Annotated in this window: 27 protein-coding genes and 1 pseudogene; 8 read left to right on the top strand and 20 right to left on the bottom strand. The window is 60.5% G+C overall.

Going from position 1 to position 25,596, the window contains the following annotated elements; all coding sequences use genetic code 11:
- Together L8I05_RS26325 and L8I05_RS26320 are read right to left on the bottom strand one after the other, a co-directional pair.
- Positions 1–459, bottom strand: a 459-nt coding sequence (locus L8I05_RS26325; protein WP_242174361.1) for an HIT family protein, incomplete at its 3' end; no start/stop codon positions are given.
- 46 nt (positions 460–505) lie between these two features.
- Entirely contained in the window at positions 506–1,420 is a 915-nt protein-coding gene (locus L8I05_RS26320; protein ID WP_242174358.1) for a LysR substrate-binding domain-containing protein, read from the bottom strand.
- A 117-nt stretch (positions 1,421–1,537) separates the two neighbouring features.
- On the opposite strand from L8I05_RS26320, the gene L8I05_RS26315 reads away from it, so the two are divergent.
- Positions 1,538–2,749: a cation:dicarboxylase symporter family transporter gene (locus L8I05_RS26315; protein WP_242174355.1), complete on the top strand. Its 1,212-nt coding sequence runs from the start codon at positions 1,538–1,540 to the stop codon at positions 2,747–2,749.
- A gap of 120 nt (positions 2,750–2,869) precedes the next feature.
- Here the strand turns inward: L8I05_RS26315 and L8I05_RS26310 are convergent, their stop codons facing one another.
- From L8I05_RS26310 to L8I05_RS26300, 3 genes are all read right to left on the bottom strand, one after another.
- The gene (locus tag L8I05_RS26310) at positions 2,870–4,483 is read right to left on the bottom strand and encodes an argininosuccinate lyase (protein WP_242174352.1); all 1,614 of its coding nucleotides are present in this window, start codon (positions 4,481–4,483) and stop codon (positions 2,870–2,872) included.
- A gap of 183 nt (positions 4,484–4,666) precedes the next feature.
- Complete coding sequence (locus L8I05_RS26305) at positions 4,667–5,134, bottom strand: copper chaperone PCu(A)C (RefSeq protein ID WP_242174334.1); 468 nt, start codon at positions 5,132–5,134, stop codon at positions 4,667–4,669.
- Positions 5,134–5,742 (bottom strand): SCO family protein, encoded by a 609-nt coding sequence (locus tag L8I05_RS26300; protein ID WP_053255622.1) that lies wholly within the window; start codon positions 5,740–5,742, stop codon positions 5,134–5,136. Before L8I05_RS26300 ends, L8I05_RS26305 begins: the two co-directional genes overlap by 1 nt.
- Positions 5,743–5,922: 180 nt before the next feature.
- Between L8I05_RS26300 and L8I05_RS26295 the strand changes: the two genes are divergently transcribed.
- On the top strand, positions 5,923–6,306 hold the full coding sequence (locus tag L8I05_RS26295) for a DUF2946 domain-containing protein (RefSeq protein ID WP_242174319.1): 384 nt from the start codon (positions 5,923–5,925) through the stop codon (positions 6,304–6,306).
- A gap of 62 nt (positions 6,307–6,368) precedes the next feature.
- Positions 6,369–6,914, top strand: a complete 546-nt coding sequence (locus tag L8I05_RS26290; RefSeq protein ID WP_242174315.1) for a putative natural product biosynthesis protein — start codon at positions 6,369–6,371, stop codon at positions 6,912–6,914.
- 47 nt (positions 6,915–6,961) lie between these two features.
- Here L8I05_RS26290 and L8I05_RS26285 read toward each other — a convergent pair whose 3' ends face one another.
- The 3 genes and pseudogenes from L8I05_RS26285 to L8I05_RS26275 form a co-directional block, all read right to left on the bottom strand.
- The gene (locus L8I05_RS26285; protein ID WP_242174312.1) at positions 6,962–7,255 is read right to left on the bottom strand and encodes a hypothetical protein; all 294 of its coding nucleotides are present in this window, start codon (positions 7,253–7,255) and stop codon (positions 6,962–6,964) included.
- A 59-nt stretch (positions 7,256–7,314) separates the two neighbouring features.
- A pseudogene (locus L8I05_RS26280) lies at positions 7,315–7,428 on the bottom strand (KGG domain-containing protein); the annotation flags it as partial.
- A 168-nt stretch (positions 7,429–7,596) separates the two neighbouring features.
- Positions 7,597–8,154 carry an ATP-dependent Clp protease proteolytic subunit gene (locus L8I05_RS26275; RefSeq protein ID WP_159955561.1) on the bottom strand — a complete coding sequence of 186 codons (558 nt, stop codon included), beginning with the start codon at positions 8,152–8,154 and terminating at the stop codon, positions 7,597–7,599.
- A gap of 162 nt (positions 8,155–8,316) precedes the next feature.
- On the opposite strand from L8I05_RS26275, the gene L8I05_RS26270 reads away from it, so the two are divergent.
- Positions 8,317–8,523, top strand: coding sequence for a PLD nuclease N-terminal domain-containing protein (locus tag L8I05_RS26270; protein WP_159955563.1), 207 nt, complete (start codon positions 8,317–8,319; stop codon positions 8,521–8,523).
- A 60-nt stretch (positions 8,524–8,583) separates the two neighbouring features.
- On the opposite strand, the gene L8I05_RS26265 is transcribed toward L8I05_RS26270, so the two are convergent.
- The gene (locus L8I05_RS26265) at positions 8,584–9,144 is read right to left on the bottom strand and encodes a type 1 glutamine amidotransferase domain-containing protein (protein ID WP_242174309.1); all 561 of its coding nucleotides are present in this window, start codon (positions 9,142–9,144) and stop codon (positions 8,584–8,586) included.
- Between the two features lie 210 nt (positions 9,145–9,354).
- Between L8I05_RS26265 and L8I05_RS26260 the strand changes: the two genes are divergently transcribed.
- Both L8I05_RS26260 and L8I05_RS26255 read left to right on the top strand, forming a co-directional pair.
- On the top strand, positions 9,355–9,567 hold the full coding sequence (locus tag L8I05_RS26260) for a hypothetical protein (RefSeq protein ID WP_159955569.1): 213 nt from the start codon (positions 9,355–9,357) through the stop codon (positions 9,565–9,567).
- Positions 9,568–9,569: 2 nt separating this feature from the next.
- Positions 9,570–10,001: a DNA methylase gene (locus tag L8I05_RS26255; RefSeq protein ID WP_242174306.1), complete on the top strand. Its 432-nt coding sequence runs from the start codon at positions 9,570–9,572 to the stop codon at positions 9,999–10,001.
- A 50-nt stretch (positions 10,002–10,051) separates the two neighbouring features.
- Here L8I05_RS26255 and L8I05_RS26250 read toward each other — a convergent pair whose 3' ends face one another.
- On the bottom strand, positions 10,052–10,837 hold the full coding sequence (locus tag L8I05_RS26250; RefSeq protein ID WP_242174303.1) for a DeoR/GlpR family DNA-binding transcription regulator: 786 nt from the start codon (positions 10,835–10,837) through the stop codon (positions 10,052–10,054).
- Positions 10,838–10,958: 121 nt separating this feature from the next.
- Here L8I05_RS26250 and L8I05_RS26245 point away from each other — a divergent pair, with 121 nt between their 5' ends.
- On the top strand, positions 10,959–12,119 hold the full coding sequence (locus L8I05_RS26245; protein ID WP_242174300.1) for an alpha-hydroxy acid oxidase: 1,161 nt from the start codon (positions 10,959–10,961) through the stop codon (positions 12,117–12,119).
- 192 nt (positions 12,120–12,311) lie between these two features.
- On the opposite strand, the gene L8I05_RS26240 is transcribed toward L8I05_RS26245, so the two are convergent.
- Positions 12,312–13,238 carry an alpha/beta hydrolase gene (locus L8I05_RS26240; protein ID WP_159955576.1) on the bottom strand — a complete coding sequence of 309 codons (927 nt, stop codon included), beginning with the start codon at positions 13,236–13,238 and terminating at the stop codon, positions 12,312–12,314.
- A gap of 162 nt (positions 13,239–13,400) precedes the next feature.
- Between L8I05_RS26240 and L8I05_RS26235 the strand changes: the two genes are divergently transcribed.
- Positions 13,401–14,255, top strand: a complete 855-nt coding sequence (locus tag L8I05_RS26235) for an SDR family NAD(P)-dependent oxidoreductase (protein WP_177015900.1) — start codon at positions 13,401–13,403, stop codon at positions 14,253–14,255.
- 403 nt (positions 14,256–14,658) lie between these two features.
- Here L8I05_RS26235 and aceA read toward each other — a convergent pair whose 3' ends face one another.
- The 9 genes from aceA to L8I05_RS26190 all read right to left on the bottom strand — a co-directional run bounded on the left by aceA (position 14,659) and on the right by L8I05_RS26190 (position 25,274).
- Positions 14,659–15,984, bottom strand: a complete 1,326-nt coding sequence (aceA, locus tag L8I05_RS26230) for an isocitrate lyase (RefSeq protein WP_003219577.1) — start codon at positions 15,982–15,984, stop codon at positions 14,659–14,661.
- Between the two features lie 495 nt (positions 15,985–16,479).
- Positions 16,480–17,217: a secretin N-terminal domain-containing protein gene (locus L8I05_RS26225; RefSeq protein WP_197629050.1), complete on the bottom strand. Its 738-nt coding sequence runs from the start codon at positions 17,215–17,217 to the stop codon at positions 16,480–16,482.
- Positions 17,218–17,425: 208 nt separating this feature from the next.
- Positions 17,426–17,848 (bottom strand): GNAT family N-acetyltransferase, encoded by a 423-nt coding sequence (locus tag L8I05_RS26220; RefSeq protein ID WP_242174296.1) that lies wholly within the window; start codon positions 17,846–17,848, stop codon positions 17,426–17,428.
- Entirely contained in the window at positions 17,841–19,007 is a 1,167-nt protein-coding gene (locus tag L8I05_RS26215) for a cupin domain-containing protein (RefSeq protein WP_242174277.1), read from the bottom strand. Before L8I05_RS26215 ends, L8I05_RS26220 begins: the two co-directional genes overlap by 8 nt.
- Before the next feature lie 84 nt (positions 19,008–19,091).
- On the bottom strand, positions 19,092–20,462 hold the full coding sequence (gene purB / locus L8I05_RS26210; RefSeq protein WP_159955583.1) for an adenylosuccinate lyase: 1,371 nt from the start codon (positions 20,460–20,462) through the stop codon (positions 19,092–19,094).
- A 124-nt stretch (positions 20,463–20,586) separates the two neighbouring features.
- Positions 20,587–21,210: a high frequency lysogenization protein HflD gene (gene hflD, locus L8I05_RS26205; protein WP_017137510.1), complete on the bottom strand. Its 624-nt coding sequence runs from the start codon at positions 21,208–21,210 to the stop codon at positions 20,587–20,589.
- On the bottom strand, positions 21,207–22,331 hold the full coding sequence (gene mnmA, locus L8I05_RS26200) for a tRNA 2-thiouridine(34) synthase MnmA (protein ID WP_242174258.1): 1,125 nt from the start codon (positions 22,329–22,331) through the stop codon (positions 21,207–21,209). The genes hflD and mnmA overlap by 4 nt, the downstream gene beginning before the upstream one ends.
- Positions 22,332–22,390: 59 nt before the next feature.
- The gene (locus L8I05_RS26195) at positions 22,391–22,837 is read right to left on the bottom strand and encodes an NUDIX hydrolase (protein ID WP_242174223.1); all 447 of its coding nucleotides are present in this window, start codon (positions 22,835–22,837) and stop codon (positions 22,391–22,393) included.
- A 211-nt stretch (positions 22,838–23,048) separates the two neighbouring features.
- The gene (locus L8I05_RS26190) at positions 23,049–25,274 is read right to left on the bottom strand and encodes an NADP-dependent isocitrate dehydrogenase (RefSeq protein ID WP_242174220.1); all 2,226 of its coding nucleotides are present in this window, start codon (positions 25,272–25,274) and stop codon (positions 23,049–23,051) included.
- Positions 25,275–25,596: the final 322 nt, after the last annotated feature.

Genomic DNA, 25,596 nt, shown 5'->3' with positions numbered 1-25,596 from the left:
CTCAATAACCCGCTCAACCGAATCCCCCTGAATCGCCGGCGGTGTCAAACTCTCACCAAATTCGCGCCACACAAACAGCGTCAACTCCGCCCCATCTGTCAGCGTCTGCGCCAGGTCCGGCGATCCAAAGTTTTGCAGCAGGCGATAACGCTCATCCTGCCAAAAAGCCCGCTCCACCCAGTCATACACCGGGATGAAATGAAAGTGCAGCGGGTAGCCCGGCATGTGCCCATAGCGGCTGATGTACAGCCATTTCGGCCGCAGCTGCGCCTCGATCACCCGCTGGGTGTTGGCCAGCAAGCCGCCCAGTTCCGCCAGCGCGGCCGCCGGCATATCGGCCAGTGAGTCGATCGGCGTCTTGGCGCCCAGCATCAGGTAACCCGGCAGCTTCGACGCCAGGTGATGGTTGAGCCGCCAGTGCTCGGTCTCGTGAAGGATGAAAGCGGGGTCGATCTGCATGAGTACGCGTCCTTGATAGGCGAAGCTGTTTGTCGTGGGCTGAGCCTCACCTTCGGCGATACACCCCACCCAATTCCCGCGCCAAGGCAATAAAATTTTGCAGCGGCGACGACGGGTTGAACGTGCGCCGCACCAAAGTAATCGGCGCCAGCAGTTTTGGCCTGGCGTCCTTGATCCGGCAGTACACCACGCTTTCGCGGTGTACATCGCGCATCGACGCCGGCACCACCGAGATGCCTTCGCCGGCCGCCACCAGGCTGACGTTGGTGAGCATGCGTTCCACTTCAAAGGCGATCCTGGGCTCGAAACCGGCGTTCTGGCAGGCCTTGATCAGGTTGGCGTACATGCCCGGCGCGCCGGGGCGGCGGACCAGGATGAAGCGTTCGTCCTTGAGCGCAGTGAGTGGGATAGCGCTGGCGGGGTCTTTGAGCAAGGGATGGCCGGTGGGCAGGGCCAGCAGCATTTCTTCGTTGAGCAGGCGGTGGAAGGTCAGGCTTTGATGCGTGCTGACGGGCGCGCGGAGGATGCCGATGTCGAGGCGTTTTTCGATGCTGTCCTCGGTTACTTCGCGGGCGCTGCCTTCGTTGATCGACAGTTCCACGCCGGGGTAGCGTTCGCGGTAGGCGCGGATAATGCGCGGGATCAGCGGGTGAGCCGCCGCGGAGCTGGTGAAGCCGATCATCAGCGTGCCTTCGATGCCCTGGGCGGTGCGGGCGGCCTTGAGGGCGCCGTGTTCAACGCGGGCGAGGATCACGCGGGCTTCGTCGAGAAACACCATGCCACCGGCCGTCAGGTCGACGCCTTTGGGGTGACGTTTGAACAGGTCGAAACCCAGTTCCTGTTCAAGGGCGCGAATCTGTTGGCTAAGGGGCGGTTGCTGCATGTTCAGGCGCGCCGCGGCCCGGGTGAAGTGTCGCTCTTCGGCCACCATGATGAAATAACGTAAATGGCGAAGTTCCATGGTGGTATATCCCGTGGCAAGACTTTATTATTTGCGGCCTGCAGCGGCCAGGCGGTCAATATGCCGAAAGCCGCGGGCAACGACAATAACAATAAATAAAAATAGGCAGGAGCGTTAATGTCAGCCCGATTGGCCAAGCATGGAACACTGCCTATTTTAATTGCCATCGCACTGGGCATGTTCTTGGGTTTGGTGTATCCAGACCTGGCGATTAAAATGAAACTGCTCAGCGACGGCTTTATAAAGTTAGTCGGTTTATTAATGCCGTTCCTGCTGTTTGTATTGGTCGCCACCGGTGTCGCCGGTATCAAGCGCGAGCCCAACCACCGGCATGTGGTGCGGCGGATCATTGTGTATTTCCAACTGATGTCCTGCGCTGCGCTGATGGTCGGCATGGCCACCGGGTGGGTGTTCAACCTGGAACACAGTGCGTTGCCTGTTGCCCCATTACCCGCGCAAAGCCTGCTGCACGAACTGTCGCTGTTGTCGGCGTCGTCGACGCTTTATCACGTATTTACCCAAAGCCTGGTGCTGCAAGTAATGCTCGCGGCGCTCATCTGCGGGCTGCTGCTGGGGCGCGGCAGCGCTTTCGGCAATCGCTGCCTGGGTGGGTTGGAAGCGGGCGTTCAAGGGCTGTTCTACCTGCTGCGGATTATCTTGAAATTTGCGCCCTTGGCGGCCTTTGGGGCGATGGCCTTTGTAGTGGGAAAGTACGGTGTTAGTTCGGTATTGCCGCTGTTGAAGTTTGTGCTGGTGATCTATCTGGTGTGTGGGTTATTTGTCTTAGTGGTGATGGCAATGATCACTCGATTAGTAGGGGTCAAGTTGTCGCGTCTGATTGTTTATTTAAAAGAAGAGTTGTTGTTGGTGACCTTTACCGGTTCTTCCGTGGCGGCACTTCCCGGCTGCGTGAATAAACTTGAAGCCTTGGGCTGTGACCGTCAACTAGTGCGACTGGTGCTGACCACCGGCTACACCTTCAACCTGGCGGGCACCAACCTGTACCTGACCACGGCGATTATGTTTTTAGCGCATATGGCAGGCGTGGAACTGGCGCTGCCTCAATTGCTTGCGGTGTTGCTGATTTGCCTGGTCACCTCGTTGAGCTCCACCAGCGTGGCGGGCTCGGCGTTGTTCACCCTGATCGCGACCTTGAACATCCTGCAACTGGTGCCGCTGGAAGGCGTGGGGTTGCTGCTGGGCGTGGAGCGTTTGATGAAATGCCGGTCGCTGACCAATGTGCTGGGCAATTGCGTGGCGTGCCTGGCGATTTGCGGGTGGCAGCGGTTGATTGATCGTGAGGTGCTGCAGCGGGAGCTGGCGATCTGAAGTGAATGCCGGTTCAGTGTGGGAGCTGGCTTGCCTGCGATAGCCTTTCGTCAGCCCTGCATGTGTTGACTGACCCACCGCTATCGCAGGCAAGCCAGCTCCCACATTTTTGAACGTATTTCAGCCTTTGAGTTTGTCAAACGCTTTATCGAGGTTTTCCTCGGCGCCCTTGAGCTTCTCACGCCGCTCTTTCAGCCACTGCTGATCCCCCTCCAAGGTCTTGCGCGCCTCCACCAGCATGCGCTTGACCTCCTGCGGCTGCGGGCCGCCGGTGCCTTTGCGGGTTTGTACCATGGTGGTCGGCGACAGGGCCGCGCGAAAGCCCGCTTCATCCAGCGGCAAGGTGTTCGGCGTCCACTTGTACTTGTCCGCCGCCTGGCGATACAGCTTCTGCGCGTCGGCATAGGCGAAGGTTTTCGGCGTGGTGCCGTTGCTGCGGGCTTCGGTGACGATCAGCGAGGCAAAGCTGTGGCCGATGCGGAATGGCACCTTGTATTGGCGCTCCAGGGTGTCGGCCAGCTCCATCGACGTGGTCCATTCCGATTCGAGTTCTTCCAGCGCGCGCTGCGGGTTGATCTGCAGGGCGTCGAGCACCGCGTCCATGGCCTCGAACATCTCTTTGGTCGAGCGGAACACGCCCAGCGAGTCGAAGGCAAACTTGTAGTCGGTCATGCCGGTGGTGACGTTGTGCGCACGCAGGGTCACGGCCTGGGCCAGGCCGACCACGTCGGAGGCGCTCTCACGCGCACGCATCAGCAGGCCAGGGTTACGTTTTTGCGGCATGGCGCTGCTGGTGTAGGTGGCTTCTTCATCGAGCAACAACCACGGGCGAATCTGGTGGTACTGGGTGTGGATGTCGCCAATCATCGCGCCGACGCGAATGGCTGACGACGACGCCAGGTTGGCCGCCTCAATGGGAATGTCATAGGTCGAGACCTGGCTTGAATCCAGCGAGTTTTCGCGCACGCCATCAAAGCCCAGCAGTTCGGCCAGGCGCTCACGGTTCAGCGGGTAAGCCGAGTTCGCCAGCACGGCGGTGCCCATCGGGCTTTGGTTCAGGCGCGTGTAGAGCTCGCGGATACGCTGGCCATCGCGGTCGAACGCGGCTTCAAATGCCAACAGGTAATGCGCGTAGCTGATTGGCATGGCCTGTACGCCGTTGGTGTAGGCGGGCACCAGCGTGTCGACGTTCTTGTCGGCGATGTTCAGCAAGCGCAGGCGCGTGGCATTCAGCGCCTCGCTGTAGGCCAGCACTTGGCTGCGCAGGGCCGCCAGGCGGTAAGTGGCGAGCATGTCCTGGCGGCTGCGGCCGGAGTGGATCAATGAGGCTTCAGGGCCGATCTTGTCGGTCATGATTTTTTCCAGTTGCAGCACATCGCTGGGGCGCGTGCCGCCGGGCTGGTCGGCCTGGGCGATGGCGTAACGCACGCCACCGGCGATCTTCTGGCCCATGGCCGGCGCGACGATGCCCTCTTCGGTGAGCATCACGATCGAGGCTTTGTTGATGCGGTTCAGCCAGGCGAACTGGGTTTGGGTCGGGTCGCCCTTGGCCTTGTGCTCGGTTTGTGAGCTATCCGGCGTGGCGCCGACCTTGGCCGCCTGGGCCGCGCATTGTTCGGTGGTGGTGCAGGGAAGCTCGCCGGTGTTGGCCGCATAGGCGCCGAAGCTGTTGAACAGGGCGAAGGCCACGGCCAGGTGAAGCAGGCTTTTGAGGGCGCGGGGAGATGTGTTCACAGGGATACCCGATTATTTTTGGAATTATGAGCCGCCGCACGCTGTGAAGCGCGCGCGTCAAAATCAGGCTATCGGGTCTGTTTGCAGATTGAAAATATGGAGTAAGTGTTGATAGGAGAGGTTTTGGATATGGAGGCTGTGGCGAGCCCGCTCGCCACAACAAGCCCGCTTACAGGGAGTGCTTCAGTGCATATTGCTATGGTCCATACCATCCAGCCCACGGGCCGGCGCTTTGACTTCAATCGATTGTTTCTCGCCCTTGGCGTTTTCCACCGTCAGAGTCAGCGGCACCTGGTCGCCTTCCTTGATCTGCCCGGTCAGGCCCATCAGCATCACGTGGTAACCGTTCGGGTCGAGCTTCACCGCTTTACCGGCCGGCAGCGCCACCGAGTCCACCGGGCCCATGCGCATGACGTCGTCCTTCATGCTCATTTCATGGATCTGCACGTCCTTGGCCACCGGCGACGCCACGCTGAGCAGTTTGCTGTCAGTGTCGGCAGTGACAGTCATGAAGGCGCCGCTGGACGGCTGGCCCGGCACCGAGGCGCGAACCCACGCGTCAGTGACCAGCACCTGGGCGCTGGCGTGCGCCGCAAGGCCCAGCAGGGACAAGCCGATGAGGGTGCGCTTGAGGTGTTGAACGGCAGTCATTAGCAGACCTCCATGACGGTGAGCAGATCTTCTGCGCACTCTTTAGCGGTAAGGGAAGCCGACAGGCCCAGGCGCAGGTTGCCACGGGTGTCGAAGACGAAACTGGTCGAGGTGTGCGACAGGGTGTAGGTGTCACCGGCAGGGATCTTTTCATAAAAGATCCCGAACTCCTTGGCCGCCACGGCGATCTCTTCCGGGGTGCCGTACAGCGCCTCGAAGCTGGGGTCGAAGGCCTTGACGTAGCGGTCGAGCAGTTCCGGTGTGTCGCGTTCGGGGTCGAGGGTGATGAACACCACTTGCATGATCTCGCCGTCGCGGCCCATCAGCTTCTTGGCCTGGGCGGCGCGCGCCAGGGTGGTGGGGCACACGGCCGGGCATTGGGTGAAACCGAAGAACACCACCGGCATCAGGCCACGGAACGAGCTCAAGGTGACGGTTTCGCCGTCGGTGTTCTTGAGCTTGAAGGTGCGGCCCATGATCTTGTCACTGAGGTCCTTGCCGTACTTGAAGTTCAGCTTGGGGCTGTAGTCACAGCCGCCCAGCAGGCTGCCCAGGCCCAACAGGCCCATACCGGTCAGCACTTTGCGGCGGGTGAATAACGTACTCATCAACTGTGCATCCTGTGAAACGCCTGCCGTGCGCTGGATCAACATTTCAGGCTTTGAAAAGGAGTAATGATGCGGGTGCACAGTCTACCAACCCAGGCCAGCCCACGTAATCTGCGACGTTCTGCCACAGGCGCGCGCGGTGCTTCATCCCTTTGGGGCTTCGGTGGTAGAGTCGCCGCCATGAAATTGAGCCACCCCGACCGTTCGCTGATCGCCTGGGCCCTGTACTTTTGCGTGCTGATGAACCTGTTCGCCTGCGGTTTGGGCCATGGGCAAATGGTGGGCCAGCAGCTCAATGGCATCGGTGGCGCGTTCTGTTCGGTGGACGGTAGCCAGGCGCCACTTTCCGACAAAGGGTTGGGAAACCCCTCTTCCGGCAACATCTCGAACTACTTTGCCTGCCCGGTGTGTGCCGCCGTGACCGTGGCCATCGTGTTCCTCATCGGCCTGGCCTGGCTCTTAGGCCTCGGGCAAACCCCACGCCCGGCCCATGAGCGCCGCAACAAAGCCCCGCCGCGTTACTCCTGGCCCTCGGCCAACCCCCGCGCTTCCCCCGCATTCTGACGTGTGCCTTGGGCCTCCTGTGAACAGGAGGCGTTCTATCGTCACGACTGTGAGTGCGTTTCATGAATCATGTAGTGCCTGCTGGCGCCAGCCGTCTGGTCAGCAAGGCGACCCGCCGCGTGCGCGCGGAACCGCCGCTGCCTGAATACCCGAGCAATTCCCGCTGCTTCGTGCACCTGGATGCGCGTTTGTTGCCGTATTGGCACACCTTGTTCGACATCTGCCCGGCGCTGCTCAAGCTCGACCCGCCGGAGGGCTTGAACCTGTTTCGCAGCTTCATGACCTGGGCCTATCGCAACCAGCCACCGCAGGACTGGACCTATCACCTGAACGTCTGCCGATGGCTGCTCAGCTCGCCGTATCGATCACAAATCGATGAGGAGCCGATAGAGGCCTTCATGGCAGCCGCGGCAGCGTGCTGGATAAACACTGATGACAGCCAGGCGCACGGGCTGGTGCTGGCCTGGCGAGGTTCGCGGATTTTTGACTGGAAAGGCGCCGCCGTGGCTGGCGCCGAACAGCAGCAGTTGCCAGCGAGTACAGGCGATTTCGCCTGGAGCCCGCTGACCCGTCAGGGTGGTTTCAGCGGCTGGCAGTCGGTGCCCTGACGTTGACTTTCGCCAGGCGCGGGAGCAGTTCGACCCGCGCTCCGACCTTAGCTGTCCTTGGGCGCTGCCTTCTTTTTAGGCTTCTTGTTGCTGTCCGGCTGCTTGTGCGACGAGCCGCCGGTAGCGGCCTTTTCTTTCGGCGGCGTCTCAGCTTTTTTATCGCTGTCGGAAGGGCTGCTCGGGTAAGTGCCCGGTGGCAGGGCGGAGCCGGCGGCGCTGTTGCCGCTCAGCGAATTGGCTGCCGGCGCGATGGCATCGCCGAAGGCGGCGAAAGCAGGGCTGGCCAGCAGGGCTGAAAAGCCGACGATAAGCATTATCCTGTGGGAAGTTCTGGTCTTCATGACTCAATCCCCTTGCTTGAACCGCAGCCCGGAAAACCCGGGCCACGGTAACGCATCCATCAAGACTTCTTGCCGGCCCCGCCGGAGCTATGGGCTCCGCCTTTTTTGCCGGCTTCGGAAGCCTTTTCACGGTCATTGGCAAAATTGCCGCCGGAGCCCTGGCCGCCGCTTTTCCTGGCTGCGTCTGGCTTGGCTTTACCGCCTGCACCTGTGGTGGTTTTTCCGCTGGTAGCCATTTCAAAATCCCTCTTCAATGAATGAATCAACGGTGTCGCTTAATTGGGAATGCCGAAGCGAAATCAAAGTTTGAAAAACTTCGTGCGCATGCGACGAATGGCGACCTATCCACCGCTGACCTTCCAATGCTTGATGTCTTCGGCAAACACCACCTGCTGCACCTCATGGGCGATTCCATACGCCAGCGACTCGTGGGCGGCGATGACTTTTTCTTCGGCCGACAGGCACTTGAAAATATCCAGCTGGGTTTCGGCCTGAGTGGTCTCCAACTCGTAGATCTTCACGTAACGCGCCAGGTCGTTATCCAGGCTCGACAGGTATTCGCGCAGGCGCTGGTGGTCCACCGAGCTCTGGCTGAAATACCAGTTCATCGGGTGGATCAAAAACCGTGAGTGTGGCGTGGTGATACGGCGGTCGGCGGCCAGGAACATGATGATGCCCATGGATTCGATATTGCCCGCGTTGATCGCGCACAACGGCACCGGCAGCGCCTTGAGAAAGGTGTAGAGGGTAAAGCCGAAATTGGTGCTGCCACCGGTGGTCGACAGGTTCAGCAGCAGGGAGCTGGCGCCTTCGCCGATGGCATCCAGGCAGCAATCGCGAAAGCGTTCGGTGGTGCCCTGGTCGATCTGGCAATGAAAGTGGATAACGTGCTCGGTCATCCTGAACCTCCTTAATTCAATCCAGGCGAGGTGATTCAGTCTTGAGTCTAGAAGGTCGCTCAGGATTAGCTGCAACCGTTGGGCGTGAGCGCCCGGGTGTAAATCGGATGGAACCCTCGGGCCATCTGCTTGACCTAATGCATAGACCTCAGGAGGTGAACTATGCAATTGGAAACTATCTGGATCATTTTGGCCGTCATTCTGCTGATCCTGGAATTGTGGGCGATCAACGTTGTATTGCGCAGCACCGGTGGCTGGGAGACCAAGGGGCTGTGGCTGATCATTCTGATTTTTGTGCCGCTGTTCGGGCTGATTGTCTGGGCGCTGTTCGGGCCAAAACGTGAGATGGCCGATCAACGTAAAAGCTGAGTTCAGGCAAGACGATAAACAGGCGCCCATTGGGCGCCTGTTTTGGTTGTGGCGGCGGGTTTAGCCCGCAACCACCTTGGCAATCGCCGTGCTGAACGCCGGCAAGTCATCCGGCGTACGCGAGGTGATCAATGTCCAGCCATTGGCCTGGCATTCCTTGACCTCGGCATCCACCCAACCGGCAGCGCCGGCGTTTTCCAGGTCGATGCGCACGCTTTTGTAGGAGGTCAGGGTCTTGCCCTTGATCACGCCGGCGTCGATCAGCGCCCATGGCCCGTGGCAGATAGCGGCGATGGTTTTACCGGCCTTGACGAAGTCATTGATCAGGGCCAATGCGGCCGCATCCTGGCGCAACGTATCGGCGTTGACGGTGCCGCCGGGAATCACCAGCGCGTCAAAATCGCTGCCCACCACGTCCGCCAGCTTGGCGTCGGATTCCACGGTTTTGTCCTTCTCCGTGTCGCCGACGAACGTCTGGGTGGTGCCGCCTTTGCTGGATGCGTGCGTCACCGTAGCGCCATAACCACGCAGCGCTTCCAGCGGCTTGAGCAGCTCATCGCGCTCGATGCCGGTGTTGGAGGTAATGATGAGGATTTTCTTGCCGTTGAGTTGCGAACTCATGGTCGAGTGTCTCCTTGGGTCAGGGGGGATTGTGGCGTGATGCCGTACCCGACTGTTGAGCGGGGCCTGCGCCAAAAGGTTTAAATTAATTCGCGCTTTTTTCTCCGGTGGTGCTGCACGGCAATTTCCTTGAACTATCGAATTTCAGTGGGCTCTGCTGCATACGTGCTCGCCATTTTTCGCGGGCCTTCAACTGCTTGGAGAAACGCCGTGACTGCCGACAAAACCCCCACCCCGATCAGCTCGGAAGACGCCCAGAAAGGCACTGAAAAAGCCGACAAGGGCCAGACCCTGGAACGCCCGAACCCGAAGACCGAAACCGTCGACAAGGTCCTCACGCCCACCTCGATCAAAGACACCGAACGCCAGACCGATGCGATCAATGAGCAGGCGGCCAAGGCCGAGCGCAAGCTGGGCCACTGAGTATGGCCAGGTCGATTACCGCGTCTGAATTGGGCATCGAACTCACACCCGAAGACGACGGCAGCCTGTTCAAGTGGTTTATCGCCAGCTTCCTGATGGGCAAGCGTATTCAGGCGCCCATCGCTGCGCAGGCCTACAAGGTGATTGTGGAAGAGCAAGGCCGCGATACCGCGCGCAAGTTGCAGCACTGCACCTCGCGCGAACTGGTGACCATGCTCGGGCGTGCGCATTACGTGCGTTACGACGAAAGCACGGCCCAGCGTCTGCTGGATCTCAGTGCCAAGTTGAACGCTGAATACGGCGGTAAGATCAGCCATATCCGCAGCGCCAGCGCCGACCGCAAGGCGTTTGAAAAACGCCTGGGTGAATTCGATGGAGTAGGGCCCAAGACCATCGAGATTTTCATGCGCGATGCGGCCAAGGTGCTGTTTTGACCAACCTTCTGTGGTGAGCGGGCTTGCCACAGTAAACAGTACGCAGTCCACTACTCAACCTCGACCCGCAGCACTTCCAAGCCTAATTGCTCATACGCCTCGACACTCGGCACATGCCACTCGGTGATCAGCGTATGGATGCGACTGCACGGGCCCACCACGAAGGGTTCCACCGCGCCGAGTTTGTCCGCCATGGTCACGGCTACCACGTGGGAGGCGCTGTCGAGCAGGGCTTGCTTGACGGCCACTTCATCGAAATGCAGCGAGCTGATGCCGACTTGCGGGTGCAAGGCGCACACGCCGGTAAACAGCAGGTCGGCCTTGATGCTCTGGATCAGGCGCACAGCTTCCTGGCCGCTGGTGGACAAGGTGGCGGGGTTAAGTTGGCCGCCAGCCAGAATCACCTTTACATCGGGATGGTCGGCCAGGGCGATGGCAATCATCGGCGACGGCGTGACCACGGTCAGGCGGATCGAGTGTGGCAATGACTGGGCAATCTGCAGCGTGGTGGAGCCGGAATCGAACAGCACGATCTGGCCGTCTTCCACGCGGTCAGCCGCCAGTCGTGCAAGGTGGCGCTTGACCTCGTTGGTCTCACCAACGCGGGTGAAGAAGTCTTTGCCGGTGTCTTTGGGCCGGGGCAGGGCGCCGCCGTGCACGCGTTGCAACAGGCCGGCGGCGGCCAGTTCGCCGAGGTCGCGGCGGATGGTGTCCTGGGACACGGCAAAGTGATCGACCAATTCAGAGGCGGTGACTTTACCGTCGCGCTCCAGCAGCAACAGGATTTTCTGTTTGCGTAGGGAGGGCAGGTCGATGGGTTGATGAGTGTTTTGCATGTTTGTGCGTCTTTATGCGGGTTTTTGCGAGATTAGGCTTCTGGCGATATAAACGCAATGACTGGTTGCGCGGCCGATGGACGGTTACTCTCTGGGCTCAGTTCAGGGAGAGGTGACCTAGATGTCGTTGATTACAACCATCGAAGACTTACGCAAGCTGGCGCAAAAACGTGTTCCAAGGATGTTCTACGACTACGCCGATTCAGGCTCCTGGACTGAAAGCACCTACCGGGCAAATGAAAGTGACTTTGCCCGCATCCAATTCCGCCAACGCGTGGCGCGCAATATCGACGAACGCTCGATTCGCGCCAGCATGATCGGCCAGGACATGGCCATGCCGGTTGCCCTGGCACCGACGGGGCTTGCGGGCATGCAACACGCCGATGGCGAGATCCTCACCGCCCGTGCCGCTGCCAGGTTCGGCCTGCGCTACACCTTGTCGACCATGAGCATCTGTTCTCTGGAAGACATCGCCGAACACGTCGGCCAGCCGTTCTGGTTCCAGCTGTACGTGATGCGCGACCGCGCGTTTATCGAGCAGTTGATCGAGCGCGCCAAGGCTGCCGGCGTCGATGCGCTGGTGCTGACCCTCGATTTGCAGATTCTCGGCCAACGCCACAAGGACTTGATCAATGGCTTGTCGGCGCCGCCCAAACTGACCCTACCGAATATCCTCAACATGGCCACCAAGCCGCGCTGGGTCATGGGCATGCTCGGCACCCAGCGCCGTGGTTTCGGCAACATCGTCGGCCATGTCAAAGGCGTGGCGGACATGAGTTCGCTGTCGTCGTGGACCGCCCAGCAATTCGACCCGCGCCTGAGCTGGGACGATGTGGAATGGATCAAGAAATGCTGGGGCGGCAAGCTGATTATCAAGGGCATCCTTGATGTGGAGGATGCGCGTCTGGCGGCCAATTCCGGCGCGGATGCGTTGGTGGTGAGCAACCACGGTGGCCGTCAGCTGGATGGCGCGCCGTCGAGCATCAGCCAATTGCCGGCGATTGTTGAGGCGGTGGGCGAGCAGATCGAAGTGTGGCTCGACGGCGGCATTCGTTCTGGCCAGGACGTGCTCAAGGCGATGGCGCTGGGTGCCAAAGGCACGATGATCGGCCGCCCGCATTTGTACGGTTTGGGTGCCAAGGGCGAAGCCGGTGTGACCAAGGCCCTTGACATCATCGCCCGTGAGTTGGACGTGACGATGGCGCTGTGTGGCTATAACGATATACGCGATGTGAACCGCGACATTTTGCTGCCGGGTAGCTTTCCCACAGGGGTTTACTGAGCAAAAAAAACGTAAAAAAGTAAAAAGAGTTGTCCACGAAAACCGTGGGTATCTCTGTGGATAACTTTGCGAAGGCCCGGCAGGGAAGGCGATTTAACCCTCGGTTAATATTTGATCAACTTTCAGCGCGGGCCAGTATGGGCAGGGTTTGCGCTTGACAGCCAAGCGCGAACCCAGTGCCGAAAAGCAGTTTTACGAGTCGCCATCACGGCCGGTGGAGTGCGTAACAACCTGTGCAGGCGCCTTGGCGCGCATCAAGTTATCCAGCGCCTGGGCATAACTGCGCCCGGCCAGGTTCATGCTGTTGTTATGGGTGGCGCCAGGCACCAGCAACAGCCGCTTGGGTTCCTGGGCGGCGTCAAACAATTGCTGGCTGAAGCGCGGCGGCACGTATTGGTCGGCCAGCCCATGGACCACCAGCAGCGGCATATGCACGTCGGCAATCTTGTCGATGGAATCGAATTTCTGCGACAGCAGCCAACGCACCGGTAACGAAGTATTGGCCACCGCAGCGGCCGCATCGCCCAGGGAGGTGAAGGTGGATTCGATCACCAGCCCGCGTACCGGCACGGGTGTCTGCTTGCTCAACGCTGCCGCGAGGTCGATGGCCACCGCGCCACCCAGGGAGTGCCCATAGATCAGGCGTTTGGCAGGGTCGGGTTGCAACACCTGGAAGCGCTCCCAGGCGATGCGGGCGTCTTCATACACGCTGGTTTCCGACGGCAAATCGCCGTGGCTTTGGCCGAAACCGCGATAGTCGATGGCCAGCACCGAGAAGCCCAAGGCGTGCAATTGCTCAATGCGGAAAAACTGCCCGGTGAGGTTCCAGCGCACGCCGTGCAGGTACAGGATCGCCGGCGCATCCTTGTTGTCTGCCGGGTACCACCAGCCGTGAAGGTTCTGCCCCGACTTGAAGCTGGCGGGTTTGATATCGAATTCCTGCACCGCCTTGGGCAGGCCGGTAAACCACCCGGCAGTGCCCGGCTCGATGCGGAACACCAGCTCGCGCTCCTTGTGTTGCAGCACGGCGCAACCCACCGGCAAGCCGACGATTAACAGTGCCATGCACAGCAGGGGAAACCAGCGCAGGCCCAGGCGAGCCATAAAACGAGAGGACATGAAGGTTCCAGGACAAAAGCGAAGCTCGGGTTTTACCAGATGGCTTCTGGGGGCAGGAAATAATTCGACAGCCGTGAATGGGGATTGCTTGCAAAGTGTTACAGCATTGAACAAGGCCTGCACGGGTTGTTAGGGTGGTGGGCTGAACAGGAGAGCAAGCACATGGACTTTACCGGTAAAACCGCAATTATCACCGGCGGCGCACGCGGGTTGGGGCTCAGTTATGCGAAGGCGTTGGCCGTTGCGGGTGCGCGGGTTGTGATCAGCGATATCGGCGCCGACAAGGTCGGCGCGGGCACCGACGCGTCGGTGGTCCAGGCGGCTGCCGAGGCGTTGCGCGCCGAAGGGCTGACGGTGGTGGCGCATGGCGGCGACTTGTCCACGGATGAGGGCTGCCGGAAATTAATCGCCTATGCGATCAAGGCATTCGGCCGGCTCGACATCCTGATCCACAACGCCGGCTGGGTCGGTTACCAGAACATTGCCGACCTCGACGCCGCGTTCCTGCAGCGCGCCATGGACATCAACCTCTACGCCCCGCTGTGGTTGTGCAAGCACGCATGGCCGCACCTGCTGCAATCCAGCGCGCCGCGTATCATCCTGACCACCTCCGACCGCGCCATGTACGCGCAATACGAGCAAACCGGGTTGGTGGCCTACAGCGCCGGCAAGATGGCGCAACTGGGCATCATGAACGCGCTGAGCCATGAAGGCGCCGAGGCCGGGATACGCGTCAACGCGATCTCACCGGTGGCCAAGACGCGCATGTGGGGCGTGACCGAGGAACCGGATGAACTCAAGCCGGACTGGGTGACGCCGGGCGTGGTGTTCCTCGCCTCGGCGCAGTGCCTGGACAGCGGCTACATCCTGCGCGCCAGCAATGGCCAATTCACCGCCACGCGCTTCACTGAAAACCCCGGTGTGGAGTACCCGCGCAATCTCGCACGGATAAAGGCCGACAGCGCCGAGGCGGTTGCCGCCGCGTGGGAGCGCATCAAGCAAAGCCCTGGCAGTTAAGGCTGGGCTTGCTTGACGCTGGCGACGTCGGCGCCCGTTGATCGAGTGCAGTTTGAGTGTTCAAGGCGGCGTGTCAGGCCATACATGAGTTGGCTGACCCACCGCATTCGCAGGCAAGCCAGCTCCCACCTTCGACCGCATTCTCAAGTTGGAACCAGGTCAACTGTGGGAGCGGCGGTGCGACGATTCGACTTGCCCGCGAAGGCGGCGTGTCAGGCCATACATGAGTTGGCTGGCCCGCCGCTATCGCAGGCAAGCCAGCTCCCACATTTGACTCAACTCAGCTCACAGTTCGTATGAGTTCCAAGCCAAAAAAAAACGCCCCGAACCAGTCGGGGCGTTAGATCGTGCGGCAGTGCGGTTAGGTCTTCCGTGGGGCCGCAATGGCCGTGTACTCAGTCACTCAGTGGAACTGTTCTTCTTCAGTCGAACCGGTCAGCGCCGTCACCGACGAGGTGCCGCCCTGGATCACGGTGGTCATGTCGTCGAAGTAGCCGGTGCCCACTTCCTGCTGGTGGGCCACAAAGGTGTAACCCTTGGCGGCGTCAGCGAACTCCTGCTCTTGCAGTTTCACGTAGGCGGTCATGTCGTTGCGGGCGTAGTCGTGCGCCAGGTTGAACATGCTGTGCCACATGTTGTGAATGCCGGCCAGGGTGATGAACTGGTGTTTGTAGCCCATGGCCGACAGTTCGCGCTGGAACTTGGCGATGGTCGCGTCGTCCAGGTTCTTCTTCCAGTTGAAAGAAGGCGAGCAGTTGTAGGACAGCAGTTGGTCCGGGTATTCCTTCTTGATCGCTTCAGCAAAGCGACGTGCTTCGTCCAGGTCCGGCTTGGCGGTTTCGCACCAGATCAGGTCGGCGTACGGCGCGTAGGCCAGGCCGCGAGCGATGGCCTGGTCGAGGCCGGCGCGCACTTTGTAGAAACCTTCCTGGGTGCGTTCGCCGGTTACGAACGGCTGGTCGTACGGATCGCAATCGGAGGTCAGCAAGTCGGCCGCGTTGGCGTCGGTGCGGGCCAGGATGATGGTCGGTGTACCGGCCACGTCAGCCGCCAGGCGTGCAGCGGTCAGCTTTTGTACGGCTTCCTGGGTTGGCACCAGTACCTTGCCGCCCATATGGCCGCATTTTTTCACCGAAGCCAGCTGGTCTTCGAAGTGCACGCCGGCAGCGCCAGCTTCAATCATGCTCTTCATCAGTTCGTAGGCGTTCAGTACGCCGCCGAAACCGGCTTCAGCGTCTGCCACGATTGGTGCGAAGTAGTCGATGTAGCCTTCGTCGCCCGGGCCTTTACCGGCTTTCCACTGGATCTGGTCGGCACGGCGGAACGAGTTGTTGATGCGCTTGACCACGGTTGGCACGGAGTCCACCGGGTACAGCGATTGGTCGGGGTACATGGATTCAGCGGAGTTGTTGTCCGCTGCCACTTGCCAGCCGGACAGGTAGATCGCCTGGATACCGGCTTTCACCTGTTGGACTGCCTGGCCGCCAGTAAGGGCGCCCATGCAGTTGACGAAATCTTTCTCGGGGCGGAAGGACGGCTTGGCACCCTGGGTGACCAGCTTCCACAGTTTTTCAGCGCCGAGTTTTGCAAAGGTGTGCTCAGGTTGAACCGAGCCACGCAGGCGGACGACGTCAGCAGCGGAATAAGCGCGGGTTACGCCTTTCCAGCGTGGGTTTTCAGCCCAATCTTTTTCAAGGGCTGCAATTTGCTGTTCGCGTGTCAGTGCCATGGGGAAAAACCTCGTCGCATAGGTCTAGGTGGAGAATTCCATTTGCCAGCCACGTATTCAGTGCGTGGTGATGGCTGCTCGCTGACCAGAAGCTTAGGCGGTCAAGTCGGGTTTGGCGGGGAAGGCGACGGGATGAACGAATGGCTCAAGGGGGAGTTGAGTAGGTAAGGGCAAACTGCGAACGGTCTTCGGGCATCGTGGGCCTCTGTACGATCCAACAGTGTGTAGCCGGGTTACCTGGTTAGCTTCCGTCCCTCGGGACAACTTCGTTCCAGTCGCAACCAAAGTCAAACACACCTTGTGGGCGGTACAGACACGAATCGGCTCAGGTGGGTAGCTTAGAGCGGCGATCCGAAGGCCCTTGCCAGGGCCCCTGATTAGCGGGAGCGAGGCCATCATGCACAGGCTTTTTTGGATCGTCAAATGTTTTGTAGTGCTTTTTTCAAAGCACTACATATTTAGTCTAAGACGACTCATCAGTCAGTTTTTGGTGCTTCAGTTCAGCGTGTCGACCTTGACCCGCAAAGTCAGGTCATCGCGGCCCTGAGTAGAGTAGCTGCGGGTTGTAGAGGATTTGTCGGCCTGAGTCTCGCGGTTGATGCCGGCCAGCGGTATCCATTCACCCAGGCGGCCACTGACGGTTGTGTCGGTACTTTGTACGTTCACTACATCGGGACGTTCCTGGCTCATGCGGTCACGGTTGGTACTGATGGCCAGGTGTACGGTCTCGCCGGTGACGCTGGCGGTGACGTAAAAGCCTTGGGTGACGTTGCGATACTGGGTCTGGTTTTGCGGGCGGCCGTAGGCGTCAGGCTGGGTGGTGGTCAGCGGCACGCTCTGGCCCACCTGGATCAGCGCGGGTACGCCTTCACTGGCCTGGATCTGCTGGATGCCGCCGTCACGGCTGGCGGTGCCGTAGCTGATGATGCGGGTCTGGCTGTCGCCGGTGTTCTGCTGGTTGTTTTCATTGGTGTCGACGGTGATCAGCAGGCGCTTGGCGGGGGTGTCCAGCTGCGCGAGCAGGGCGCGCAGGTCTTCGATCTTGCCAGGGTCGGCTTTCACAATGAGCTGGTTGCCGTAGGCGCTGACGGAACCGTCCTTGCCGATGAAGTTCTGCGCCACGGGCAGCAGGTCGGCGCTGGTGCGATTGCTCAGGTTGACGACGGCGGTGTCGGCCACGGCTGAGACGCTGGCAGTCAGGAGGAGGGCGGTGAGCAGGGTGCGTAGGGACATGTCCGTTATCTCTGCGAGTCATTTAGCGTGATAGTGCCAGTTTGTCGGCCTGGTGGGTCGCAAGTTTAGTGGCGAGCGGGCTTGCCCCGCGTTGGGCTGCGCAGCGGACCCCAATAAAAAACGCCGCGTTCTTTCAGAAAGAACGCGGCGTCTGGTTTTTAGGGCTGCTGCGCAGCCCAGCGCGGGGCAAGCCCGCTCGCCACAGGGATCAGGCCCCGCGCACCATATCCACATGCGGAATCCCGACTTCAAGAAACTCATCACTGACTATCTTGAAACCCAACCGCTCGTAGAACGGCGCCGCATACACCTGCGCGCTCAGGAACTGTTTGGTCTGGCCACGTTGCTCGGCCAACCCAATCACGGCGTCCATCAGCTTGTCGCCGACTTTCAGGCCACGCCAGTCCTTGAGCACCGATACGCGGCCGATCTCGCCACTGGCCAGCAGGCGTGCGGTGCCAATCGGAAAATCGCCTTCGAACGCGAGGAAATGCACCGCGTCGGCGTCGTCCGCATCCCACTCAAGCTCAGGTGGAACCGATTGTTCAGCGATAAATACCGCTTCACGAATGCGCCGAATCTCGTCGATATCCTTTCGCCAGTCCGCGACACGTACGCGAATCTTATTCATCGGCAAATCCCAGGCTTCCTTGCTTGACCAGTTCGCACAGCAGGTCGCGACCATCCTCGTCCGCGAGCCATGCGCCAAGGTTGTCACTGTGCAGGGCGTCGGCCGAGCACACCAGCTTCAGCAGCTCGCGCAGTTTGCCGGGCAGATAGCGGCTCTGGCCGCTGGCGAACAGCAGCACGTCGTCGTCAACTTCCGACCAGGCCATGCGCGCGCTTGGGTTGCGCACCAGGATCGCGCCGCCTTCCAGGATGTTGATGAAGTCTTCTTCGCCCAATTCTTCGCCGGCCACCAGTTCAGGGTAGCGCGGTTCGGTCATGAACTGGCCGAACCAGGTGAGCAGCATGCGCTCATCGCTCATGTGCTCGGCCAGCAGGCTTTTCAGGCGGTCGAGGGCGTCGCCCTGAATCTGATGCGGGTCGCTGACCGGTTGGGCGTCAGCGTCGGTATAGCGCTCTTCGTCCGTCAGGTATTGGCTGAGGAAGTCGGTGAAGTGGGTCAGCACTTCAGCAGCACTTGGCGCACGGAAGCCCACCGAGTAGGTCATGCAGTCATCTTCGGCAATGCCGAAGTGCGCCAGGCGCGGCGGCAGGTAAAGCATGTCGCCCGGTTCCAGCACCCATTCTTCAGATTGATCGAAGTCGGCGAGGATGCGCAGGTCGGCGTGCTGCAGCAGCGGGCTTTCGGAATTGCACATCTGGCCGATTTTCCAGTTGCGCTTGCCTTGGGCTTGCAGCAGGAACACGTCGTAGTTATCGAAGTGCGGGCCAACGCTGCCGCCGGGTGCGGCAAAGCTGATCATCACGTCGTCAATGCGCCAGCTTGGCAGGAAGCGGAAGTGCTCCAGCAGCTCGGCCACTTCCGGCACGAACTGGTCGACGGCCTGCACCAGCAGGGTCCACTCACGCTCAGGCAAGGTGCTGAAGGCGTCTTCGGCGAACGGGCCGCGGCGCAGTTCCCACGGGCGCTCGCCGTGCTCGATCACCAGGCGCGATTCGACTTCTTCTTCCAGGGCCAGGCCTGCCAGTTCGTCGGCGTCGATGGGGCTTTCGAAGTCAGGGATGGCCTGGCGGATCAGCAGCGGTTTCTTCTGCCAGTAGTCGCGCAGGAATTCCCGTGCCGTGATGCCGCCCAGAAGTTGAAGAGGGATATCAGGATTCATGTGTAACCTATTGAAAGAAAGCACTTTTCAGACTGGAATAAAAACGCCCGGCGCGGCCGGGCGTCTCAAGAAGGCTTGCGCTGATCAGATGCGCTTGGCTTGGGCCACCGCGTTGCCGATGTAGTTGGCCGGGGTGAGCAGTTTCAGCTCGGCCTTGGCCGCGGCTGGCATGTCCAGGCCGTCGATGAAAGTTTGCAGCGCCTCAGGGCTGATGCCCTTGCCGCGCGTCAACTCTTTGAGTTTCTCGTACGGGTTTTCGATGTTGTAGCGGCGCATCACGGTCTGGATCGGCTCGGCCAACACTTCCCAGCACGCGTCCAGGTCAGCGGCGATTTTCTGCTCGTTGAGCTCCAGCTTGCTGATGCCTTTGAGGCTGGCTTCGTAGGCGATCACGCTGTGGGCGAAGCCCACGCCGAGGTTGCGCAGTACGGTGGAGTCGGTCAGGTCGCGCTGCCAGCGGGAGATCGGCAACTTGCTGGCCAGGTGCTGGAACAGGGCGTTGGCGATGCCGAGGTTGCCTTCGGAGTTTTCGAAGTCGATCGGGTTGACCTTGTGCGGCATGGTCGACGAACCGATTTCACCGGCAATGGTGCGCTGCTTGAAGTAGCCCAGGGAGATGTAGCCCCAGATATCGCGATCGAAGTCGATCAGGATGGTGTTGAAGCGCGCAATCGCGTCGAACAGCTCGGCAATGTAGTCGTGCGGCTCGATCTGCGTGGTGTACGGGTTGAAGCCCAGGCCCAGCTCGTCTTCGATGAAGGCGCGGGCATTTTCTTCCCAGTCGATTTCCGGGTAGGCGGAAAGGTGGGCGTTGTAGTTGCCCACGGCGCCGTTGATCTTGCCCAGCAGCGGTACGGCGGCGACTTGAGCGATTTGACGCTCCAGGCGGTACACCACGTTGGCCAGTTCTTTGCCCAAAGTGGTCGGCGAGGCCGGCTGGCCGTGGGTGCGCGACAGCATCGGCACGTCGGCAAAACGGATCGCCAGTTCGCGGATGGCGTTGGCGGTCTGGCGCATCAGCGGCAGCATCACGTCATCACGGCCTTCGCGCAGCATCAGGGCGTGGGACAGGTTGTTGATGTCCTCGCTGGTGCAGGCAAAGTGGATGAATTCGCTGACCTTGGCCAGTTCCGGCAGCTTGGCCGCTTGCTCTTTGAGCAGGTATTCGATGGCTTTAACGTCGTGGTTGGTGGTGCGCTCGATCTCTTTCACACGCTCGGCGTGCTCCAGGGAGAAGTTTTCCGCCAGGGTGTTCAATACAGCGTTGGCTTCGGCGGAAAACGCCGGCACTTCGCTGATGGCGGGATGAGCGGCCAGGCGCTGGAGCCAGCGCACTTCAACCAGAACACGAGCACGGATCAAGCCGTATTCGCTGAAAATAGGGCGCAGGGCCTGGGTTTTGCCGGCGTAGCGGCCGTCAACAGGGGAAACCGCAGTGAGCGAAGAGAGCTGCATGGGGTGTTCTCGGACAGTCGGGCAACGAAATGGGGCGCGTATCATACATGAAAAAATCCGCCGATCCGTTGCCAACTGACCGGCGTATTACGCGTGAGGCGATAAAAAAGTGGGTTGCTGCGACTTATTCGTTGCGCATCAACGGGTAAAGCTCTTTAAGCAATTTGCGTCGGCTGATCACCAACTGCCAACGATGGCCGCCCAACTGGCGCCACAACCGCGCCGAACGAATACCGGCCAGGAGCAGGGCGCGGATTTTCGAGGCGTTGTTCGGTTGCTGCAGGTTGCGCATGTCGCCGTGCACCTGGATGCGCTGGCGCAAGGTGCTCAGGGTGTCCTGGTACAGCGCACCACAGGCCGCGATCACGTTTTCGTGGGCCGGGCCAAAGTGTTCCACCTGGGACTGGATTTGCGGCAGGCGCTTGCCGATGGTTTCCAGCAGGTCGTCACGCTTGGCCAGCTGGCGCTCAAGGCCGAGCATCGACAGGGCGTAGCGCAACGGCTCACGCTGCAAGGTGCTGGGGTCGCGCTCCAGGGCGCCGATCAGCGCGCGGTAGCCTTCACGCAGCGCCAGATCGTCACCGCCATACACTTCCAGGGTGTCCTTGGGGTCGCGGATTAGCAGGCTGCCGAGCATGCACGTCAGGCCGGCCTCGGTGACCTGGCCGGTCTTGGCGATCTTGTCGACCAGTACCGCGGCGAGGAAAACCCCGCCGAGTGCGGTCAATTGCTCCTGGGTCGGGCTCATGCCGATTTGCTCCAGGGTTCGGCGACTTCAATCACGCCGCCGCCCAGACAAATTTCACCGTCATAGAACACCACGGACTGGCCAGGCGTGACCGCGCGTTGCGGGTCATCGAAGGTGGCGCGATAGCCGCTGGAGGTTTTTTCCAGGGTGCAGGGCTGGTCGCCTTGGCGGTAACGCACTTTGGCGGTCAGGCGGCGCGGGCTGCTCAGGTCGATCGGGTTGACCCAATAGATCTCCGAGGCCAGCAGTGCGCCGGAGAACAGCAGCGGGTGTTCATTGCCCTGGCCGACGATCAGCACGTTGTGTTCAAGGTCCTTGACCAGCACGTACCACGGCTCTTCACCTGCGTCTTTCAAGCCGCCGATGCCCAGGCCCTGGCGCTGGCCGATGGTGTGGTACATCAGGCCGTGGTGGCGGCCGATGACATCACCTTCGGTGGTTTTGATCTCGCCCGGTTGTGCCGGCAGGTATTGCTTGAGGAAGTCACTGAAGCGGCGCTCGCCGATAAAGCATATCCCGGTGGAATCCTTTTTCTTGGCGGTGGCCAGGCCGTGTTTTTCGGCAATCTTGCGCACTTCGGGTTTTTCCAGCTCGCCCACCGGGAACAGGGTCTTGGCGATCTGTTCGCCGCCGACGGCGTGCAGGAAGTAACTCTGGTCCTTGTTCGGGTCCAGGCCTTTGAGCAGCTCGGTGCGGCCATCGACGTCGCGACGGCGCACGTAGTGGCCGGTGGCGATCAAGTCGGCGCCGAGGATCATGGCGTAGTCGAGGAACGCCTTGAACTTGATCTCGCGGTTACACAGGATGTCCGGGTTCGGCGTGCGGCCGGCCTTGTATTCGGCCAGGAAGTGCTCGAACACGTTGTCCCAGTACTCGGCGGCGAAGTTGGCGGTGTGCAGCTTGATGCCGATCTTGTCACACACGGCCTGGGCGTCCGCCAGGTCGTCCATGGCGGTGCAATATTCCGTTCCATCGTCTTCTTCCCAGTTCTTCATGAACAGGCCTTCCACCTCATAACCCTGCTCCATGAGCAGAACGGCGGAAACGGAAGAATCCACGCCGCCGGACATGCCGACGATGACGCGCTTCTTTTGTGTGTCAGAAGGGGCTGGATCACGCATAGGGTTTCAACGGGTGTCTTGAAAAAGGACGCGATTCTAGCAGGCTCGCGCCCGCAAGGCTAAAGAGAAGGGCGGATCAGTTCGAGACTGTGGCGCTGGCCGGCCAAATAATCGTCGATACAGCGGATGATCAGCTCGCTGCGCCAGTCGTCGCGCAAGGCCATCAGCTCGTCACGGGTCAGCCAGCGGGCGCGGACGATGCCGTCGTCGAGCTGATAGTCCGGGTGGTGTTTCAGGGCGTTGGCGGTGAAGCACACGCGCTGATAGGTCACGCCATTGCTGGGCGCGGTGTACAGGTAGATGCCGACAATGCCGGTGGCCTCGACGTCCCAGCCGGTTTCCTCGAGGGTTTCGCGCACGGCGGCTTCGGTCAGGGTTTCGTCCGGGTCCAGGTGGCCGGCAGGCTGGTTGAGCACGGCGCGTCCGCCCTTGAGTTCTTCGACCATCAGGAAACGGCCGTTGTCTTCGACGATGGTGGCGACGGTGATGTGGGGTTGCCAGGTCATAGGTGCCTCAATGTGCAGTGACTGAAGAAGCTCGATCAGTGTGGGAGCTGGCTTGCCTGCGATAGCAGTCTGTCAGTTGACATAGATGCAGCAGACCCACCGCTATCGCAGGCAAGCCAGCTCCCACATTTGATCGGGTTTGTTCAATGAAATAGGGGGCACAAACAGAAACCCCGGCACGGGGCCGGGGCTTCTTTGCATCCTTACAACCTTACTTCAACTTGGCAATGGCCGCGTTGAGGGTGTTGCTTGGGCGCATGGCTTTGCTGGTCAGCTCTGGGTTCGGCGCGTAGTAGCCGCCGATGTCCACTGGCTTGCCCTGTACGGCGTTCAGCTCGGCAACGATGGTTGTCTCGTTGTCGGCCAGGGTTTTGGCCAGTTCGCCGAACTGCGCTTGCAGTGCAGTGTATTCGGTCTGGGCGGCCAGGGCTTGAGCCCAGTACAGCGCCAGGTAGAAGTGGCTGCCGCGGTTGTCGATGTTGCCGACTTTGCGCGATGGCGACTTGTTGTTGTCGAGGAACTGGCCGGTGGCCTGGTCCAGGGTCTTGGACAGCACCAGGGCTTTCGGGTTGTTGTAAGTGACACCCAAATGCTCAAGGGAAGCGGCCAGGGCCAGGAACTCGCCCAGGGAATCCCAGCGCAGGAAGTTCTCTTCAACCAGTTGCTGCACGTGTTTCGGAGCCGAACCGCCGGCGCCGGTTTCGAACAGGCCACCGCCGTTCATCAGCGGCACGATCGACAGCATCTTGGCGCTGGTGCCCAGTTCCATGATCGGGAACAGGTCGGTCAGGTAGTCGCGCAGCACGTTACCGGTCACCGAGATGGTGTCCAGGCCCTTGCGGGTGCGCTCCAGAGTGAACTTCATCGCGTCGACCGGCGACATGATGCGAATGTCCAGGCCTTCGGTGTTGTGGTCTTTCAGGTAAGCCTGAACTTTCTCGACCACGACGCCGTCGTGAGCGCGCTTTGGGTCCAGCCAGAAAATCGCCGGGGTGTTGCTGGCGCGGGCACGGTTGACGGCCAGTTTGACCCAGTCCTGGATCGGCGCGTCTTTGGTCTGGCACATGCGGAAGATGTCGCCGGCTTCAACCGCCTGTTCCATCAGCAGGTTGCCCTTGCTGTCGGTGACGCGGACAACGCCGTCAGCCTTGATCTGGAAGGTCTTGTCGTGGGAGCCGTACTCTTCGGCTTTCTTCGCCATCAGGCCAACGTTTGGCACGCTGCCCATGGTGGTTGGGTCGAAAGCGCCATTGGCCTTGCAGTCTTCGATGACGGCTTGGTAGATGGTGGCGTAGCAGCGATCCGGGATCACCGCCTTGGTGTCGTGCAGTTGGCCGTCGGTGCCCCACATTTTGCCGGAGTCACGGATCATGGCCGGCATCGAGGCGTCGACGATCACGTCGCTCGGCACGTGCAGGTTGGTGATGCCTTTGTCGGAGTTGACCATCGCCAGCGATGGGCGAGCGGCGTAGACCGCCTGAATGTCAGCTTCGATCTGCGCTTGCTGGTCGGCGGGCAGGGCCTTGATGCGAGCGTACAGGTCGCCGATGCCGTTGTTCAGGTTAAAGCCGATCTGCTCCAGCACGGTGGCGTGCTTGGTCAGGGCGTCTTTATAGAACTCGGCAACGATCTGGCCGAACATGATCGGGTCGGAGACCTTCATCATGGTGGCTTTCAAGTGAACCGACAGCAGCACGCCTTGTTTCTTGGCGTCTTCGATTTCAGCGGCGATGAACGCGCGCAGGGCTTTTTTGCTCAGCACGGCGGTGTCGATGATTTCGCCGGCCTGTACCGAAGTCTTCTCTTTCAGGACGGTCGCGGTGCCGTCTTGAGCGATCAGCTCGATTTTGACAGCGTCAGCGGCTTCGATCTGCACGGCTTTTTCGCTGCCGTAGAAGTCGCCGTTGTTCATGTGCGCGATGTGCGACTTGGAGTCGGCAGCCCAGGCGCCCATTTTGTGCGGGTGCTTGCGCGCATAGTTCTTGACCGACAGCGGTGCGCGGCGGTCGGAGTTGCCTTCGCGCAGTACCGGGTTCACGGCGCTGCCCTTGACCTTGTCGTAACGTGCACGGGTTTCTTTTTCCGCGTCGGTGGTTACGGTTTCCGGGTAGTCCGGCAGGGCGTAGCCCTGGGCCTGCAGTTCCTTGATCGCCGCTTGCAGTTGCGGGGTCGAGGCGCTGATGTTAGGCAGCTTGATGATGTTGGCTTCAGGCGTAACGGCCAGGTCGCCCAGTTCGGCGAGGTGGTCCGGGATAGCCTTGGCGCCCAGTTGCTCGGGGAAGCTTGCGAGGATGCGCGCGGCGAGGGAAATGTCGCGGGTTTCCACGGCAATATCAGCGGAAGCGGTGAAGGCCTCTACGATAGGCAGCAGTGAATAGGTGGCGAGGGCCGGGGCTTCGTCGGTGAAGGTGTAGATGATCTTCGAGCGGGTGGGCATATTCGGATTAACTCTCTTCTTTGCTGAAAGCGTGCGCAGAAACTCGAGATGCGCCGGGTGGAGCGCGTTCGTTCAAAGTCATCCATGAGCGAAATGTCGAGGTTTCTTCGCGGTGATGTTGGTTTGCATCAGTCGAGCGTCAAGCGGGTGGACTATTGTATTAGTCCTGCTTTCTGGCGGAGGGCGTTGTTCTAGAGCGGTCCGCCGTCGTGACTCTTGGGTCAGCGGCGGCATTATACATAGGTCGCTATGCTTACGCCGAGCCTTCATACAAAAGGTGTGTCGTCCATTGGTCTAAAGGTCGCAGGCGTCAATCTGTCGC

Origin of the sequence: Pseudomonas sp. MONT-RG-20F-20-E-7-02, from assembly GCF_022662395.1 — a bacterium.
GTDB lineage: Bacteria > Pseudomonadota > Gammaproteobacteria > Pseudomonadales > Pseudomonadaceae > Aquipseudomonas.
The sequence above is the reverse complement of the archived record's forward strand: the minus strand, read 5'-3'. Positions and strand labels throughout refer to the sequence as shown.

Coding starts and splice junctions, on each gene's coding strand:
- L8I05_RS26255 (WP_242174306.1), top strand. CDS start 9,570: ATGGCCAGGTCGATTACCGCGTCTGAATTGGGCATCGAACTCACACCC.
- L8I05_RS26225 (WP_197629050.1), bottom strand. CDS start 17,217: ATGTCCCTACGCACCCTGCTCACCGCCCTCCTCCTGACTGCCAGCGTC.
- L8I05_RS26240 (WP_159955576.1), bottom strand. CDS start 13,238: ATGTCCTCTCGTTTTATGGCTCGCCTGGGCCTGCGCTGGTTTCCCCTG.
- purB (WP_159955583.1), bottom strand. CDS start 20,462: ATGCAGCTCTCTTCGCTCACTGCGGTTTCCCCTGTTGACGGCCGCTAC.
- hflD (WP_017137510.1), bottom strand. CDS start 21,210: ATGAGCCCGACCCAGGAGCAATTGACCGCACTCGGCGGGGTTTTCCTC.
- L8I05_RS26190 (WP_242174220.1), bottom strand. CDS start 25,274: ATGCCCACCCGCTCGAAGATCATCTACACCTTCACCGACGAAGCCCCG.
- L8I05_RS26320 (WP_242174358.1), bottom strand. CDS start 1,420: ATGGAACTTCGCCATTTACGTTATTTCATCATGGTGGCCGAAGAGCGA.
- L8I05_RS26315 (WP_242174355.1), top strand. CDS start 1,538: ATGTCAGCCCGATTGGCCAAGCATGGAACACTGCCTATTTTAATTGCC.
- L8I05_RS26300 (WP_053255622.1), bottom strand. CDS start 5,742: ATGAGTACGTTATTCACCCGCCGCAAAGTGCTGACCGGTATGGGCCTG.
- L8I05_RS26215 (WP_242174277.1), bottom strand. CDS start 19,007: ATGAATCCTGATATCCCTCTTCAACTTCTGGGCGGCATCACGGCACGG.
- L8I05_RS26195 (WP_242174223.1), bottom strand. CDS start 22,837: ATGACCTGGCAACCCCACATCACCGTCGCCACCATCGTCGAAGACAAC.
- L8I05_RS26250 (WP_242174303.1), bottom strand. CDS start 10,837: ATGCAAAACACTCATCAACCCATCGACCTGCCCTCCCTACGCAAACAG.
- L8I05_RS26270 (WP_159955563.1), top strand. CDS start 8,317: ATGCAATTGGAAACTATCTGGATCATTTTGGCCGTCATTCTGCTGATC.
- L8I05_RS26245 (WP_242174300.1), top strand. CDS start 10,959: ATGTCGTTGATTACAACCATCGAAGACTTACGCAAGCTGGCGCAAAAA.
- mnmA (WP_242174258.1), bottom strand. CDS start 22,331: ATGCGTGATCCAGCCCCTTCTGACACACAAAAGAAGCGCGTCATCGTC.
- L8I05_RS26265 (WP_242174309.1), bottom strand. CDS start 9,144: ATGAGTTCGCAACTCAACGGCAAGAAAATCCTCATCATTACCTCCAAC.
- L8I05_RS26290 (WP_242174315.1), top strand. CDS start 6,369: ATGAATCATGTAGTGCCTGCTGGCGCCAGCCGTCTGGTCAGCAAGGCG.
- L8I05_RS26275 (WP_159955561.1), bottom strand. CDS start 8,154: ATGACCGAGCACGTTATCCACTTTCATTGCCAGATCGACCAGGGCACC.
- aceA (WP_003219577.1), bottom strand. CDS start 15,984: ATGGCACTGACACGCGAACAGCAAATTGCAGCCCTTGAAAAAGATTGG.
- L8I05_RS26235 (WP_177015900.1), top strand. CDS start 13,401: ATGGACTTTACCGGTAAAACCGCAATTATCACCGGCGGCGCACGCGGG.
- L8I05_RS26285 (WP_242174312.1), bottom strand. CDS start 7,255: ATGAAGACCAGAACTTCCCACAGGATAATGCTTATCGTCGGCTTTTCA.
- L8I05_RS26295 (WP_242174319.1), top strand. CDS start 5,923: ATGAAATTGAGCCACCCCGACCGTTCGCTGATCGCCTGGGCCCTGTAC.
- L8I05_RS26220 (WP_242174296.1), bottom strand. CDS start 17,848: ATGAATAAGATTCGCGTACGTGTCGCGGACTGGCGAAAGGATATCGAC.
- L8I05_RS26305 (WP_242174334.1), bottom strand. CDS start 5,134: ATGACTGCCGTTCAACACCTCAAGCGCACCCTCATCGGCTTGTCCCTG.